Genomic DNA, 16124 nt, shown 5'->3' on the forward strand with positions numbered 1-16124 from the left:
TTATGTATGGTATTACATACATCGGGATTTAATATTCATTTCCACTGCATTTATGTGATAGTAGATGCGGTAGGTACACAGTCCATTACTTTTGTTTTGGACTGTGTTTTTTTGTGCTCTGTTCGTTGTGTTAAGCGTCAGGGTCACTACGAACTTTATTTTGTTTAAGTCTGCGACTTATAACATTTCTATGTCGCAATAATGAAAGTAAATGTATTGGATCGTCGTAAATATTATTTTGGTGATAAGCCACAGATTTATTTGATGTGGTAGTTTTTAGTGAAGACTATCTAAGCTTAAGAATAGAATTAGCTGTTAGTAGTAATTGCGTTATTATGAATTTAACCTCGTTAAAATCTGTTACTTATCATTTTGATAACTTTTATTATAAAAATGTCAATTTTTATAAAAGTATATTGAATTATTTACTACTTGTAAAGTAAACTAAAGCACAACTAAAACTATATTTAAAATGCAAACATTAAAACTTCAATTAATTACTTTTTTAGTAATGATTTCATCTTTGGCTTTTGGTCAGTCTTATTTGGATGTGGTAATGACAATGAAAGATGGCTCAACTCTGAATTGCCAAGCGAAAACAAGAAACTATATTGTTGTCGACGAAGGGAAATCAACTTTAAAATGTAAAGTTGATGGAGCTAAGAAGAAAATTGAAAAGTCTGAAATTAAAGAAATCATGTTGGGCCATAGTACCAAGTACACTGTAAAAGAGTATCATGGAAATCATTACATTGGTCAAATAGTTTCTTCTGGAGCCTTAACTATTTTCAAAGTGTATAACCATGGACATCACTCTGGAATAGGATTTAGTTTTGGGACTTCTGGTATGGGGTTCGGTTCCACAGGTTCAGCTGTTAAATATACCGTCCCATTTTATTTAGAAATTCGTAAAGGAAAGTGTTATTCAAGATCCTATAAAGAATATCAAAATGAAATGACAACAAAATGTCCAGAGATAAAAGAGTACTTTTCTAAAAAGATTAAAAAGGCAGATGATTTTGAAAGGGTGGTTGAAAAATATAATAAGTTAATGCGTAACCGAAGTGTACAATAAAGTGATACTTTATTGAATTTACATTTCTACATAAGTCTTTGACTAAAAAAACTGTTCTTAGTGTTTAAGTATTAGTACACTAAGAACAGTTTTTGTCTATATCATCCTATCCAAACTATTCTAGAATAAGCTTTACAGCTTCAGTATTTATTCCATTGGATACTTTTAAGATAAACATACCAGATTGAAGGGGCGGTAATGTAAACGTACCTATATCACTTCCACTTGGTTGTTCAACAATTATATCGTGAGATAATAATACACCATTGGTATTGTATAAGACGCCCACTACAGGATAGGTTTCGTTCGCATTTTGAACTTCCACTTTCAGTTGTTGGTCATTCGTGATTTTAGTAGGATATACGGTAACACTAAAATCAGTATTATTTCCATTAAAAGAAACTATGCCAAAATATTCTACAGCTCCATCAAGATCATATTGTGCTAAGCGATAATACAAACCCGATTCTATAGCATCTAAATATTGATATTTGAGAGTCACGTTAGAATTTCCAGCAGCTTGAATAGTAGAAATCTTTTCCCAATTCATTCTATCTGATGATACCTCCACATCAAAGTGAGAAGAATTTAATTCTGATGCTGTTTCCCAAAGAAGTAAATGTCCATTGACTGTTTTTTGTCCTTTGAAATAAACTAACTCGACCGGTAGGTCTAAATCATCACAAAAATTAATTTGTCCATGGGATACACATTCAGTACATGTACCCGCATTAATATTACCACAACCAGTAATACTATTGTTTTCTGAGCCATCACATTTATAATTGAAGTCGCCTCCAATATTGATCTCTCCACAACTTTCAGTACCATCACAGGTATTAATTTCAAATTGTCCTTTAATTGATAAATCGCTATCAATTGTAAGTTTTCCACACACCATTATGTATATCTTTCCTCCATTTTCAGATTCAAAAAATGAATTTATTTCTAAATGTCCGGCTTCTCTTACATAGATATTAATACCTGAATTTTTGAGGACCAATTGTTTTTGAATAAAGACATAACCACTGATATCTAATTCATCATTCCCACCTGTTCCTTGAGAGAGATTTAATTCATCTCTAATAATCAAGGAGGAGTTTTCTTCCGTGGTGATTTTTAAATGAATATTGTTGGTAGTCAGTTTCAAATTGGCTTTGCCTGATTTCCCTAAATAAAGAGTTGCATCATATTTTTTGAAATCAACTTCAAGAAGAGAAGATATTTGATTTAAATCGAAATTAATATTCAATTTGCTACCAAATTTTGCCTCGCCTGAACTGCTTAAAACGATGATATCATTTCCTTCAGGAAAAGTTCTAGTAGTAGTATTGGTGGCTTTTTGCCATCTTAATGAATTACCATTTTCTCCTTTCCATTCTTCTACTGAATTGAAAGCATTGTTTCCTAGTAAGTAAAATTTTTCTTGTGCTATACATAAATTAGTAAAAAGTATTAGCAGAAACGTACCTAGGAAATGTCTAGTAAGTATTCTGTTCATCAAAGTTTGTTTGTTATTAGATTTAATTATTCGTCATAAACTGGTAAAAAACACTTAACGAAATTAATGCCATTGATTCGTACATTTTTTCGCTTTTTGTTAATGAAGTGTAATGCTATAGGTTTTGTGAATTAATTGTAAGTCAGTTAATAACGAGAGAGATACGCTAGAGGCTTGTACAATGTTATGGTACTTAGTGATAACAAACGGTTGAACAGAATTAGTAGTACTATTTTCGTTAGCTATCAAAATATAAGGACAGCTTTTTTTCTAATTGATGCACATCTTCATATTCAAAAATATAATCGGCACAGCCTGCCGAAGTAGTGGAGTAATCCGAATTCTTCTTTCTCAAATAAATAATTGGAAGATTACTCTTAAAAGCATAACCAACTTCTATACCTACACCAATCGCTTTGCTTGTTAATTCTGCGATAAATAAATCACATTCATCAATTTCTTGAAAGGCGGTTTGCATCATTTCCTTTTCTTGATGAGGTTCGAACAAGTATTTATCAACAAAAACAATCAATTCGTATTGATGCTGTAATAAAACCTCTTTTATAACTTCTACTTCTTTATTAAAAGCTTTTCTATTCTTAAAACTTATTCCTAAATAGGCCTTTTTCATTTTTCTTCTCTTTGATAATCATTAGTCAAACATCATATGACATTTTTTATATTTTTTACCACTGCCACATGGGCAGGGATCGTTGCGCCCAATTTCTTTTTCTTTGGTTATAGAACTCAGATAACTTCGTTCCTGATCTACCATTTTCTGATTGAATATTTTTTCTAAAGCTAGATATAGATCTGGATGCTTCTTTTTTAATAGCTGAGGTCGTTCGAAGAAATACTCAGAAGCGACTGTAATAAACTCTTGATCCTTTGTTCCTCCATATTCATCCAAGTCTGATTCATTTTGGTGGATCTTTTCGATTTCGGCCTTCATCAAATTGATCCATGGAAGCGTATAACATTTTGACATGAAAACCTCTGGAATTCCATCCGTATTGCCATCTGCCATATCAATTAAATGAACAAACTCATGAATGCCTACGTTCTTTTTGTCATTATCATTTCGGAATCCTTCTCTTAAAGCACCTTTTGATAACAGCATTTTATTGGTCAGTTTGCCAGTTCCCACCATACCTAATACATGTCCATCATTAAAGTGATGTCCGAACTCAGTTTCGTTTAAATCAGAATTGAATATCAAAACTTCTTTAAGGTTTGGATATTCCCAATCGGGGTAACCAAAGATAGGAATAATAGCACTGCTAGCTACTAAAAGTTTATCAAGATCTTCGATATCCGTTTTTACTCCTTTAATTTTCACGAAAGCTAAAAAACGTAAGAGTCTCTGCTCAAATTCGTCTTTTTTTTCCTCAGAAATTTCGTTGTAAAAAGTCACATTTTCACGTAAAATAGTTCGCCACTCTTCTTTAAATACTCTTCGTTTAAATAGGTTCTTTTGTCTACTTTTTTTCTTTTTGGTATTGAAGATAATTACCCAAGTCACTAGGACAATTAGTCCTAAAAAGACAATAAATGATATTAGGGAAGTATTCATACTTTATATGTTTGCTCGATTTTAGTTCATTGGAAATAACGAAAAATTATGAATTAAAAACAATAATCTATTCTAGTAAGATAAACTATTATGAAACATTTATTTTTGGCACTCTATTTGACTCCTAACATCAATAACACCTACGGGTTGATAATTTACTAAATACTAATATTAAGCACATTTACTATTGTTGTTCAATAGTTTAAATGATGCACAAACGCACGACATATGAATATTTTCAACTTCCTTAAATCAACAGCGTTAAAGACGTTTGCATTCCTACTTTTAATCAGTATTCTAAGTAGTTGTAAAACATCCATTTTCATGTCCGATTATGGTAATCACACAGATTATAATAAAAGAAAGAACACAAAGTGGCTTCCTAAAAAAGCAAGACTTTCACATACAAATTCAAAGTAGGTTTGAACGATGTATGATTCGAAGCTGTCTCTACAAAGGGACAGCTTTTTTTATATGTATATTTAATATCGTTGAATTATAGAAAGTAATTTTTATTCTTACCTTGCACACTGTTTTTGATGATCATCAATTTATGAAGTTAGAAGACCTAAAATTTATAGACTTATTTGCTGGAATAGGAGGATTCCATCAAGCGTTAAGCAGCTTTGGTGCGGAGTGTGTATTCGCTTCCGAATGGGACGAACATGCAGCTAAAACCTATTCGGTGAATTATGGACTTCAACCTAAAGGTGATATTACACAAATAGCAGAGGAGGAGATTCCGAGACACGATATACTATGTGCGGGCTTCCCTTGCCAAGCGTTTTCTATTTCCGGGAAACAAAAAGGTTTTGAAGATGCAAGAGGAACCTTATTTTTTGATATCGCCCGAATTGTCAATCACCATCAACCTAAATTACTTTTGCTGGAGAATGTAAGAAATTTTCAGCGACATGATGGAGGAAATACTTTGAGAGTAGTCGTTCAAACTTTGGATGAGTTAGGGTATAGCGTAGACTATAAAGTACTCAATGCTTCTCATTACGGTTTACCTCAAAATAGAGAAAGAATTTATTTTGTGTGTTTACGAAAAGACTTAATGAAGGAGTCTTTTTCATTTCCTTCCCCTCAAAAAGAGGCAATAAAACTAGAAGACTTTTTAGAAAAGAAGTCGAAAGTTAAAATTGTCGACCGACCTGATATAGAAATCTATAAAGATTACAACCCTTTAAAAGATTCCCACGGGAATGTGATATTACCTAATAAGCCCATCCAAATCGGAAGAGTAAATAAAGGCGGGCAGGGCGAACGTATATACGATATCAGAGGTCATGCCATAACTTTATCCGCTTATGGTGGAGGTGTTGGTTCCCGTACAGGTTTGTATCAAGTAGGACAAGACATACGAAAACTATCGCCAAGAGAGTGTGCAAGAATTCAGGGGTTTCCAGATAGTTTTAAAATTGTTTCAAAGATGACTCAAGCGTATAAACAGTTCGGGAATAGCGTTGCTGTAAATGTATTAAAAGCGATTCTTCATCAAATTGAAAAATAATTTAAAATAATTCCGTTCGTTGAAAAAATCATACCCTTCGTTTAAAACTCTTCTTCTCTTTCCTACCAAAAACTACTTTGCCCACTCTTGTAAATAAGCGCGGCTAAAAAGCTGCACAAAAGTTATCGAATTAAATTATTCAAAAGTAAGAGAGGACATGAACTTACGATTATTATTCTCCATCACATTCAGCATGATGGCCTTGGCTTTATTTGCTCAAGATTCTGAAAGACAACGACCAAACCATTCAACTCCAGAAGAGAAATCTGTTGAAACTCTAGGACAACTAGAAGAGAAAATCGAATTAACAGACGAACAGAGAAAAGGTATTTATGATATACATCTGGAGTTTTTTACCAATGCTCAAGAAGCGATGAAGGAAAGAGATAAGGAGAAGATGGAAACACTGGAAAATACTAGAAACGAAAAAGTGAAAGATCTTTTGGGAAAGAAATTATACCGTAAATACCTCAGCGTGATGAACGAGAACAAGCCACAAGGACCTCCAAATGGTAGACAAGGAGGAGGAAGAGGTGGTCGAGGAGGCATGGGTGGTCCTGGCGGTGGTCAGGGACAAATGTTTTAAGGAAGGATTTACACCTTATTTTTTCATCAAGGAGTCTGTCTATTATGGCAGACTTCTACTTCTCTATTCTTCTTAAAACAAAGCTTACTATCATGAGTCAATCATTCAGATATATATTTTTTATCTCCCTATTTTTTTCATATCAGCTAAATGGACAAGATCTTAAAAGCATCAAACTATCCACTCGTTTATGTTGCGATTTGGATAATATTCTGACGTTCATTTCTAATGAATACAATGTCAATTTTGAATATGATAAACAACTATTTAAAAGTATGAAGTACGAAAACCGTCCTATCAATCGACCTCTTGATGTTTTCCTCAAACAAATATGCGAGGAACAGAAAATGAAATATTACATCGATGATGAAACTGGTGTGATCCACATAGTCGATAGGTGGTTTATAATAAAGGAAAGCGAGGTCGTTAAAAAAGAAGTCGTTAAAGAAGCAGCCACTAAATTTAAATTGAATGTAAGTGGAAAAGTGATTGATGTTGACACCAAAGAACCTCTACCATATGTGGTAGCTATGGTTAAAGGAACGGCTAACGGGTCAACATCAAATGTAGATGGTCGAGTTTCTTTGTTAAATGTACCTTCTGATACGAGCACTATTATTTTTCAATATATAGGATATCAACCTAAAGAATTATCGTTAACTCCAGGTGCACAAACCAAGGATCTAATTATCGAAATGGAGCCTCAAGTACAGAGTTTGGAAGAGGTAATTATTGCTGCTGAAAGGGAAGATATTCTTCAGGTAAGTGGGGAACATGCTGGGATGATCAAGATGTCTCCTTTAAAATTAAAGACTCTTCCGAATTTAGGAGAGAGGGATATTCTTCGTTCTTTTCAACTGATGCCTGGAATTAGTGCGGCCAATGAAAATTCATCGGGATTGTATGTTCGTGGTGGCACGCCAGATCAGGTATTGGTTCTTTATGATGGAATTACAGTCTATAATGTTGAGCATATGTTTGGCTTCTTCAGTGCCTTTAATAGTAATGCCATAAAAGATGTGCAACTATACAAAGGTGGATTTGATGCTAAATATGGAGGACGTACTTCATCCGTTTTAGAGATTACGGGAAAGGAAGGAAATCAGAATGAATTCAACATGGCAGCCGATCTTAGTTTGATGTCAGTAAATGGATTTTTAGAATTTCCTGTGGGTAAAAAAGCTTCTGTAATTCTTGCAGGTCGACGTAGTTGGCAAAGTCCATTATACAATAAGATTTTCAATCAATTTTCTGATGGTAATTCCAGTAATAATACACCTCAACAAGGAGGAATACCTGGCAGGGGACGTGCACAAACAGAACAAAACACCATCTCTTATTTCTATGATTTAAATGGAAAGTTTACATATCGACCAACCGATAAAGATGTTATTGGGATTAGCCTTTATAACGGAGAAGACCATCTAGATAATTCATTATCACCAAATGGTGGACGAATGGGATTAAGTAGTCAGATTACCGATTTAACGAATTGGGGAAATACGGGTGCTTCTTTTAAATGGTCAAGACAGTTTAACGATCGACTGTACGGAAATATGTTGGTCAGTTATTCCAATTATTTCAGCAATAGAAACCGATCAACATCAGGTAGTTTTTATGATGGTGATAGTACGATATCAATTAATCGGGGGCACTTAGAAGACAACAACTTATTGGATTATTCAGCCAAATTAGATTTTGGTTATAAACTCACAAAAGATCATCAGCTTGGCTTTGGATTCCAAGCCACTCATAACGATATCAAGTACAGTTACACTCAGAACGATACCTTATCAATCATCGATCGAAAGACAGAAGGGCAGACTTATTCGGCCTATTTTGAAGACAAAATTACAATGATGGATAGGCGATGGATGATTACTCCAGGTTTGCGATACAATTACTTCACAGGTACAGAAAAGAGTTATTTCGAACCTCGTTTAAACAGTACTTATATTTTAAATGATAAAATAAAATTGAAAGGATCTACTGGTTTGTATTATCAGTTTGCAAGGCGAGTGGTGAGAGAAGATATCAATGAAGGCAGTCGGGATTTTTGGGTCTTATCTGATAACGACAACTTGCCTGTAAGTTCATCTCTTCAGTTTATCGGTGGAGCATCTTATGAAACACCAATGTACTTATTTGATGTAGAAGCCTTTTACAAAAAGTTGGAAAATGTAACGGAATATTCCTTGAGAATTGAAGGTAGTAGGGATGGAACAGATTACAGCGAAAGCTTCTTTACAGGAGATGGAGTTTCTAAAGGGATTGATTTCCTAGTACAAAAAAAGCATGGTGATTTTACGGGGTGGTTGGGCTATACACTGGCTCAGGTGACCAACAACATCCCTGAATTTGGTGAGTATAGCTTTCATGCGGCACACGATGTTCGACATGAATTTAAATCGGTTTTCACCTACTCATGGAGACGATGGGATTTGGGAGCAAATTGGATTTTTGCATCAGGAAAACCTTACACTGCACCACAAGGAGGATATGAGGTGACGCTACCCGATGGATCTACTGAAACGTTTATCACTATCTCATCAAAAAATAGTCATCGATTACCGGCTTACCATCGATTGGATTTATCGGCAACGTATAATTTCAAAATCGGGAAACAAGCACCTGCAAGTCTTGGGTTCTCAGTTTTCAATGTCTATAACCGATCGAATGTTTGGTACATGGAGTATGAAGTCACAGATAATGAAATCGTAGAAACGCCTGTCTATTATTTAGGCATGACGCCCAATTTAACCTTCTCTGTAAAACTAAAATAGCATGAAATATTATATATATATCACATTTTTTGTCCTCCTATTTTCTTGTACACCAACAGACGAGGATGTAAATATTTTGGATACACCAATTGTAGAAAGCTATCTACATCCAAATCAATTTGCAGAGGTCTTAGTGAAAAATCAAATAGATTATCTTAATGGAGATTCTACTTATACTTATGTTAATGGTCTTTCCATTCAGATTTCTAATGGTGAAAAAATATATGATTTGAACGATATAGGAAACGGTCAATATCAAAATAAAGAATTGATCATAACAGAAGGAGAGGAGTATCAATTAAGCTTTAACTATCGAAATGCCCTTGTTTATTCTGAAACCTATATTCCATCCACACCTCAAAACTTTGCACTTTCCAGTACTTACATTCAAGCATTTAAACCAAGTGGAGGTTTTCCTGGAAGCATTCCAGAACCGGTATTGATTTCTTTTCAGAATGCAAATGCGGAGTATCATTATATAGGAATTAAATGTATTGAGGAGAATCCAAGAGTAATTCAAGATTTAGACGAAGATGAAGATTGGCCTCCATTGTCGTTTCATTTAGCTCCAACAAAAGGAGAAGAGGAACGACTTACCCCAATGCAGTTTCATTATTATGGAGACCACGAGGTGATACTATATAAAGTCACCGCCGAGTTCGCTGCACTTTTCGAGAATAGTGATAACAGTTCGATTAATATTACCGATCCTCCAACCAATTTAGAAAACGCCTTTGGAATATTCTCAGGGATCAATTCTGACACTTTATCCCTAAGGGTAATTTCCTTATAAAACAGTTATAATGAAGAGAGTAGTATAATAGATTGAAGAAAAGAAAACCCACCGATTTTTGATTGGTGGGTTTCTTGATTATACTATAGTTTAATTCAAATTCATAGGCACTTCCATAAAGAGTACTTTTGCTCCTTTTTTGGCCGATAAGCTGATGTTATCAGTTTCCCAAATACCCAAACCATCTCTTTTGTTAAGAGTTTGATTTTCAATAGATACATCGCCTTCTAATACAAAGGCATACACTCCATTATTAGCATCTTTTAATTGATAATTCAACTCTGTGTCATTATCAAAAGTACCTAGATGAAACCAAGCATTCTGATGAATCCAAACTCCTGCATCATCCGCATTTGGAGAAAGAATTTGATTCAATTGATTCGGTTCAGATAAATCAGCAATTGTTTTCTGATCATATCGAGGTTGAACTGAACGCTCATTCGGGATCACCCAAATCTGTAAAAACTGAACTTCTTTATCGGTATTCGGATTGTATTCACTATGGAAAATACCTGTACCCGCACTCATCACCTGAATATCTCCTTCCTTAATCACTTTTTTATTTCCCATGCTATCTTCATGTTCCAAATCGCCGTAAAGTGGAATAGAAATGATCTCCATATTATCGTGAGGGTGACGTCCAAAACCTTGGCCTGCAGACACACGGTCGTCGTTTAAAACTCTCAATACGCCAAAGTTCATACGCTCCGGGTTATGGTAAGTAGAAAAGCTAAATGAATGATGAGAATCTAACCATCCATGATTTACATGCCCTCTTGAATCTGATGTGTGTTTTACCGTTTTCATAATATATAAAGTTTAAGTGTGATCTTTTGATTTGATGTAATACAAAGGTCACTAAAAACGATACACAAGAGAATATTAGAATCAGACAAAGGCTTATGAAAATCCGAGATCAGCTATCTAATTTAAATTGAGAAGGACTCATTCCCACACATTTTTTAAAGAAAGCACTAAAGTTGGCAGGTTCGGAGAAGCCTAATTCAAAGGCAATTTCTTTATTAGTCAAATCCGAAAAATATAATAGTCGTTTGGCAGCAATAGTAATCCTACTTTGAATATGTTCTTTAGCCGATTTACCACTTTGCATTTTCACCACCTTATTAAGATGATCCGGTGTGATGTGAAGCAATTCTGCATAAAAAGACGTATGATGTTCTTTCTTGTAGTGTTCCTCAATTAATCCCTTAAACTGTTTAAGTAGACTTTTGCTACTAGAAATATCATCTGATGATAAATTGCATGAGTTGGTACATAAAATGAGAATATATTTTAGCAGTGCACCTATGGCCTCTAACTCATAAGACATACCCGATTGATGAATTGAAAAGATCTTTTCTATGGTTTGTCTGATTTCCTCGAATTGTATATCAGAAGGCTTTAAAGGAGGCGAATCTTCAAAATCGTTGAAGAGATTGAGGTCTTCAATAAATGATGTAGAAATATTGTTGTACGCCAAAAAATCAGCAGAAAATACCAAAGCATAACCATACGATTTTTTCTCTTCAATAATCTGATGTACTTGGCCAGGGGAAATAAAAAACAAAGATTTATCTTCTAAAGGATAGGCATTGAAATCTATCTTATGAGTCCCCTTGGCTTTCTCAGTAAATACTAACGTATAGAAATCGTGTCGATGAGGTTCATCTACCTTTCCGCCTCTTTTATCATAAATGTCTTGCATTTTAGAGACACTAAAAGTGATTTTACTATCGAGTTTATTGACATTTCTATACGTTTTTACTGCTTCCATTTCTGTGTTAAACGATTGTTACCACTAATATATCATCTAAGCAGTTAAGATGTTTTATAAACTTTTAGAAATAGTGAAATGGAAAGTACTTCCAAAGCCAATTTCACTGTCTACCCAAATATTTCCATGGTGTAGATTCACAATTTTTCGACAATGTGCTAATCCGATACCATGACCAGGATACTCTGATTTTGTGTGTAAACGAGTAAAGATTTTAAAAATTCCCTGAGTATATTCTTTAGAAATACCTATTCCATTATCTCTTACAGAAAAATGATAAAAATCGTCCAGTTCTTTCGCTTCAATTTCAATGAAAGGGTCAGCGTTTTCTTTTTGAAATTTGATAGCGTTGTTTATCAAATTCTGGAATAATAAACGGATGAGTGTGTGAAAACCTTTGACGGTAGGTAGTACAGAATGATCAATCTTGACATCTTTCTCATTAATTATAGATTGGAAGTCAGCTTTAATTTCTGCAATAATTTGATTACAATCCACAGGAATTAACTGATCATCCTTGTTTAATCTTGAATACTCCAATAACCCTTGAATTATCCCTTGCATACTATCTGCTCTAGAGCTAATATATTCAAGATATTGTTTGGAGTTATCAGTGAGTTGATTTTGATCCTCGTACTGAAATAAACTGATTAAACTTTGTATCGTTTTTAAAGGTTCTTGTAAATCATGAGAAGCGATGTATAAAAACTCCTCCAACTCTTTTTGTTTATCTCTAAGGAAAGTATCATTTTTTTGAATCTCTTTTTCCAAGGTAAGCACATCGCTAATATCTCTCCAAGAAGAATTACTACAAACGATCTCACCTTTTTCATTGGTAAGACAATGTACATTTAAAAGAACGGTTAAGGTATGTCCCTTTGCATCAAGAATTTGTAGTCTTTCATTTTCAATGACACTACCTTTTTTGAAGGATTTAAAAATATTAGAAGCTTTATCTTTTGAATTCGGGTGATAGAGATCTAAGACATGGGTTCCTATAATATCTTCTTTAGATTTTCCGAGTTTCTCTTCAGTGGTTTTATTACACATGATGACCTTACCTGTAGAAGGATCTACAGAAACGTGCATATCAGGAGAAGTTTCATAAAGGTGTAAGTACACATCATCCTTTTTAGAAAAATCATTAGGATTAGAGTTAGTAAACATATTTTAGTTAGTGAAATGCTGGTTAAATGAAAGTTAAAATACTTTTTAATATATAGATTTAAACGATATAATTTTGTTAAATAGGGAAATAGATGGGTTTTGATGTGCTTTTGAGGTGTAAATCAAATTATTTATTGTGGCTAACTGTACGTTTTATACTTTTATTGTAAAGAAAACTGAAGTACCGATACCTACCTCTGACTCTAACCAAATTTTACCTTGATGCAGTTCTACGATTTTTTTACAAAAGGCTAACCCAATACCTGCCCCGGAGTTTTCGTGTCTTAATTTTTGAAATAAAAGGAATATTCTATCAATATGATCTTTTCCTATTCCCCCTCCATTATCTGTAATTTTAAAGGTCCAGTAATTATCCTTTTTGACAGCATCTATATTTATTTTAGGAGATCTATTTTTACTTCTAAAAAATATTGAATTTAGGATAAGGTTATGGAAAACTAGCTTTAATTGTAAATCGAAAGCAATTAATACTGGTAGATTATCATAGGAGATTTTTGTATTTGTCTCCTCAATTAATTCTTTATTTTCAAAGGTTAATTGGTCTACGATTACTTGAACATTAGTAATGGTCTTTTTGTCTTCAGAACCAATAAGCGAGTAGTCGAGAAGTGACTTAATCAAACCACTCATTTTTTTTCTTGATGCATCTATGTATTCAATATATTGTACACCTTGTTTACCTAATTCTAATGCAAACTCCTCTTTTAAAAGGTCCGTAAATATTTGTAATGATTGTAACGGCTCTTGAAGATCATGAGATGCTACATATGCAAAACGTTCTAATTCTTGATTTTTTTGTTCTAATGCAATATTTATTTTTTTCGTTTGTTCAGCTTCTTTAATTTTTGTGATGTCAATATGACTGCCAATCATCCTCAAAGGGTTTCCTTCTTCATCCCATTCGATTACTTTTCCTCTACAAAATACCCAAACTATAGAGCCATCTTTGTGATAATACCTTACCTCATTATCGTAAGGAAATTTACCTTTAGAAGCTACATGCTTATTAAAAACATCAAAAACACCGGGCAGATCTTCTGGATGAATGATTTTTTGCCAACTATCTGGATGATTCTCAATTTCGTGATCTTCATATCCAAACATTTTTTTAAAAGTTGGACTCATATATTCATAATTATCTTTGATGTGCCAATCCCAAAAACCAGCCATAGTTCCTTCAAGAATATTACTCAAAATGACTTCATAGTCAGATGTATTTTGTGTGCTATCCTTAAAATATTGTTTTAATGATTCATCAATTTCATTATGTACTAATAATTTTTTCAATTTTTTCTTTGTTTAGAGGTTTGGTCAAGAAATCATTAATCAATGGATCTTGTTCTGCTTTCTTTCTATCATGTGGGTTCAAAGAAGTAGTAAGCATGATGATCAAAGTATCTGCTTTTTTAGAGTCAGGAACTTTTTTATAACTTTCTAAAAACTCCCAACCATTCATTTCTGGCATATTTATATCTAAAAAGATATAATCAATTTTTTCTTCTTTTTCATTAATTAGAAAAGTTAATGCTTCTTCTGCATTTTCCATTTTTATTACTACTGGGTTTTCTAATACCTTTTTGAGCATTTTTTCATTGTAGTAATTAGTAGGATAATCGTCATCAATTAGTAATATTCGTTTCATCAGTTCTATGTTTTGGTAGTGTAAAATAGAAGATGCTCCCTTCATGAAGAATAGATTCGACCCAAATTTTTCCTTCGTGTAAATCAATTATTTTTTTACAATGAGCTAGTCCAATACCGTAACCATCGTATTGTGATTTACTGTTTAACCGTTTAAAAAATTTGAATATTTCGGATGTTTTATCTTTTGGGATACCTATTCCATTATCTTTTATACTGAAAAGTACATCCTTTTCATTTATAGAATAATTTATTTCAATAATGGGCTGTTTAGATTTTTTACTAAACTTAACGGCATTGTTGATTAAGTTTTGAAAAAGTAATCTTAAGGAAATTGGATCACCATAAACCTTTGGTAAAAAAGAAGTAAACAGTTCGACATTTTTCTCTTCAAATAGTAAATGATAATCAGAAGTGATATCAGCAATCAATTTATTACAATCAATATTAGATCTTTCCACACCATTGCCAATGCGAGAGTAATCGAGTAAGCCCTTAATTATGTTTTTCATATTCTGAGAACCTTTCTCGATAAATTCGAGGTATGTTTTAGCTTCCTCATCGAGTTGTTCTCCATATTCCATATCAAGCAACTCAATAAAACTAGAAATGGTGCGTAAAGGTTCTTGAAGATCATGAGAAGCGATATAGACAAACTCTTCTAGTTCTTTATTTTTAGATTGAATAGCTTCATCATTTTTCTTTACTATTTTTTCTAAAGCCACAATATCTGATATATCTCTCCAACAAGAATTACTTAGAATAATTTTACCACACTCATCTTTGATACTCTGAACATTTAAAAGTACAGGTATTTTTTTACCATCGTTTGTGATCAAGTCTAACCGTTCATTTTCAATTTTCTGACCCTTAATAAACTTTTGAAATACTTTTTTTGCTGCTTCAATAGAATCTGGATGATACATTTCCATTATCGAAGCACCAATAATTTGGTCCTTACATTTTCCAACTTTCTCGGTTAAGGTAATATTACACATAAGCACTTTTCCTGTATTGGGGTCTACAGAAACGTACATATCGGGTGAAGAATCATAAAGTTGATGATAAATTTGATTTTTATCATTTAGTAACTGAGTAATAGCAGTAGGATTCATCATAAGCTTTTAGGGTTTCCTTATCTAATTTATATCAAAATCTTTATTTTTTAATGTTGAAATTAATTATTACCAAACTATTCTTTAAATATTTCAAACCATTACTTTATTAACCATCGAACTATAAATAAGGATTTTCTATTGGTTTTAACACTATCAATTTTATTGTTTTCTTTTGAATTAGAACTTTACTAAAAATCTTATAAAGTATTTGAGTTAATATTTTTTTTGCATTCAATGAATGATGTGTTAGTTGATATTTAGGATTTTAACCATCTGTTTTAAAGTGTTTTATAAATTCTGTACGTTGTTATATAGGTGTATGCTTTGTTATTTTAATTTAGTATACAAAATACTTTTTTATCTCTTTTTTTATATACATATTCGCTCAAGCCTAAACATATTAGTGCTTGTATATTTTTTTGATCGTCTTCCCAGAAGGGGAAATTACCAATTCATTTTAATTACGAATATTTTAAAAATATCTGTTCTCTTATGAATCAGTTATAACTTCAATAAAGACTTTTTTACGATAAAACATCGTTCCATCAATCGGTAGAAAGGATACCGACATATTTA

General features: G+C 33.0%; 14 protein-coding genes. 5 read left to right on the forward strand and 9 right to left on the reverse strand.

Going from position 1 to position 16124, the window contains the following annotated elements; genetic code table 11:
• The first annotated feature begins 472 nt into the window (after positions 1-472).
• Entirely contained in the window at positions 473-1075 is a 603-nt protein-coding gene (locus tag KMW28_RS05145) for a hypothetical protein (protein WP_169664433.1), read from the forward strand.
• A 115-nt stretch (positions 1076-1190) separates the two neighbouring features.
• Here KMW28_RS05145 and KMW28_RS05150 read toward each other — a convergent pair whose 3' ends face one another.
• From KMW28_RS05150 to KMW28_RS05160, 3 genes are all read right to left on the reverse strand, one after another.
• Positions 1191-2576, reverse strand: coding sequence for a hypothetical protein (locus tag KMW28_RS05150; protein ID WP_169664434.1), 1386 nt, complete (start codon positions 2574-2576; stop codon positions 1191-1193).
• A gap of 238 nt (positions 2577-2814) precedes the next feature.
• Complete coding sequence (locus tag KMW28_RS05155; protein WP_169664435.1) at positions 2815-3207, reverse strand: nucleoside 2-deoxyribosyltransferase; 393 nt, start codon at positions 3205-3207, stop codon at positions 2815-2817.
• A gap of 21 nt (positions 3208-3228) precedes the next feature.
• Positions 3229-4149, reverse strand: coding sequence for a zinc-dependent peptidase (locus KMW28_RS05160; protein WP_169664436.1), 921 nt, complete (start codon positions 4147-4149; stop codon positions 3229-3231).
• A gap of 553 nt (positions 4150-4702) precedes the next feature.
• Between KMW28_RS05160 and KMW28_RS05165 the strand changes: the two genes are divergently transcribed.
• From KMW28_RS05165 to KMW28_RS05180, 4 genes are all read left to right on the forward strand, one after another.
• Positions 4703-5665: a DNA cytosine methyltransferase gene (locus KMW28_RS05165; RefSeq protein ID WP_169664437.1), complete on the forward strand. Its 963-nt coding sequence runs from the start codon at positions 4703-4705 to the stop codon at positions 5663-5665.
• Positions 5666-5822: 157 nt separating this feature from the next.
• Positions 5823-6251, forward strand: a complete 429-nt coding sequence (locus tag KMW28_RS05170) for a hypothetical protein (protein ID WP_169664438.1) — start codon at positions 5823-5825, stop codon at positions 6249-6251.
• Between the two features lie 92 nt (positions 6252-6343).
• Positions 6344-9034, forward strand: coding sequence for a TonB-dependent receptor (locus tag KMW28_RS05175; RefSeq protein WP_169664439.1), 2691 nt, complete (start codon positions 6344-6346; stop codon positions 9032-9034).
• Between the two features lies 1 nt (position 9035).
• Positions 9036-9827, forward strand: coding sequence for a DUF4249 family protein (locus KMW28_RS05180; RefSeq protein ID WP_169664440.1), 792 nt, complete (start codon positions 9036-9038; stop codon positions 9825-9827).
• 90 nt (positions 9828-9917) lie between these two features.
• Here KMW28_RS05180 and KMW28_RS05185 read toward each other — a convergent pair whose 3' ends face one another.
• The 6 genes from KMW28_RS05185 to KMW28_RS05210 all read right to left on the reverse strand — a co-directional run bounded on the left by KMW28_RS05185 (position 9918) and on the right by KMW28_RS05210 (position 15548).
• Complete coding sequence (locus KMW28_RS05185; protein WP_169664441.1) at positions 9918-10634, reverse strand: pirin family protein; 717 nt, start codon at positions 10632-10634, stop codon at positions 9918-9920.
• A 109-nt stretch (positions 10635-10743) separates the two neighbouring features.
• Positions 10744-11601, reverse strand: coding sequence for a helix-turn-helix domain-containing protein (locus KMW28_RS05190; RefSeq protein ID WP_169664442.1), 858 nt, complete (start codon positions 11599-11601; stop codon positions 10744-10746).
• 54 nt (positions 11602-11655) lie between these two features.
• A complete protein-coding gene (locus KMW28_RS05195) occupies positions 11656-12768 on the reverse strand; it encodes an ATP-binding protein (RefSeq protein ID WP_066209594.1) in 1113 nt (370 codons plus the stop codon).
• 153 nt (positions 12769-12921) lie between these two features.
• Positions 12922-14076: a sensor histidine kinase gene (locus KMW28_RS05200; protein WP_169664443.1), complete on the reverse strand. Its 1155-nt coding sequence runs from the start codon at positions 14074-14076 to the stop codon at positions 12922-12924.
• Positions 14054-14431, reverse strand: a complete 378-nt coding sequence (locus KMW28_RS05205; protein ID WP_169664444.1) for a response regulator — start codon at positions 14429-14431, stop codon at positions 14054-14056. The genes KMW28_RS05200 and KMW28_RS05205 overlap by 23 nt, the downstream gene beginning before the upstream one ends.
• Positions 14409-15548 (reverse strand): ATP-binding protein, encoded by a 1140-nt coding sequence (locus KMW28_RS05210; RefSeq protein WP_169664445.1) that lies wholly within the window; start codon positions 15546-15548, stop codon positions 14409-14411. The genes KMW28_RS05205 and KMW28_RS05210 overlap by 23 nt, the downstream gene beginning before the upstream one ends.
• Positions 15549-16124 lie beyond the last annotated feature (576 nt).

Origin of the sequence: Flammeovirga yaeyamensis (genome assembly GCF_018736045.1) — a bacterium.
GTDB lineage: Bacteria > Bacteroidota > Bacteroidia > Cytophagales > Flammeovirgaceae > Flammeovirga > Flammeovirga yaeyamensis.

Bases quoted from the DNA above. Each gene is read 5' to 3' on its own strand.
- KMW28_RS05210 (WP_169664445.1), bottom strand. From the start codon at position 15,548: ATGATGAATCCTACTGCTATTACTCAGTTACTAAATGATAAAAATCAA.
- KMW28_RS05155 (WP_169664435.1), bottom strand. From the start codon at position 3,207: ATGAAAAAGGCCTATTTAGGAATAAGTTTTAAGAATAGAAAAGCTTTT.
- KMW28_RS05180 (WP_169664440.1), top strand. From the start codon at position 9,036: ATGAAATATTATATATATATCACATTTTTTGTCCTCCTATTTTCTTGT.
- KMW28_RS05170 (WP_169664438.1), top strand. From the start codon at position 5,823: ATGAACTTACGATTATTATTCTCCATCACATTCAGCATGATGGCCTTG.
- KMW28_RS05150 (WP_169664434.1), bottom strand. From the start codon at position 2,576: ATGAACAGAATACTTACTAGACATTTCCTAGGTACGTTTCTGCTAATA.
- KMW28_RS05175 (WP_169664439.1), top strand. From the start codon at position 6,344: ATGAGTCAATCATTCAGATATATATTTTTTATCTCCCTATTTTTTTCA.
- KMW28_RS05205 (WP_169664444.1), bottom strand. From the start codon at position 14,431: ATGAAACGAATATTACTAATTGATGACGATTATCCTACTAATTACTAC.
- KMW28_RS05185 (WP_169664441.1), bottom strand. From the start codon at position 10,634: ATGAAAACGGTAAAACACACATCAGATTCAAGAGGGCATGTAAATCAT.
- KMW28_RS05195 (WP_066209594.1), bottom strand. From the start codon at position 12,768: ATGTTTACTAACTCTAATCCTAATGATTTTTCTAAAAAGGATGATGTG.
- KMW28_RS05160 (WP_169664436.1), bottom strand. From the start codon at position 4,149: ATGAATACTTCCCTAATATCATTTATTGTCTTTTTAGGACTAATTGTC.
- KMW28_RS05145 (WP_169664433.1), top strand. From the start codon at position 473: ATGCAAACATTAAAACTTCAATTAATTACTTTTTTAGTAATGATTTCA.
- KMW28_RS05165 (WP_169664437.1), top strand. From the start codon at position 4,703: ATGAAGTTAGAAGACCTAAAATTTATAGACTTATTTGCTGGAATAGGA.
- KMW28_RS05190 (WP_169664442.1), bottom strand. From the start codon at position 11,601: ATGGAAGCAGTAAAAACGTATAGAAATGTCAATAAACTCGATAGTAAA.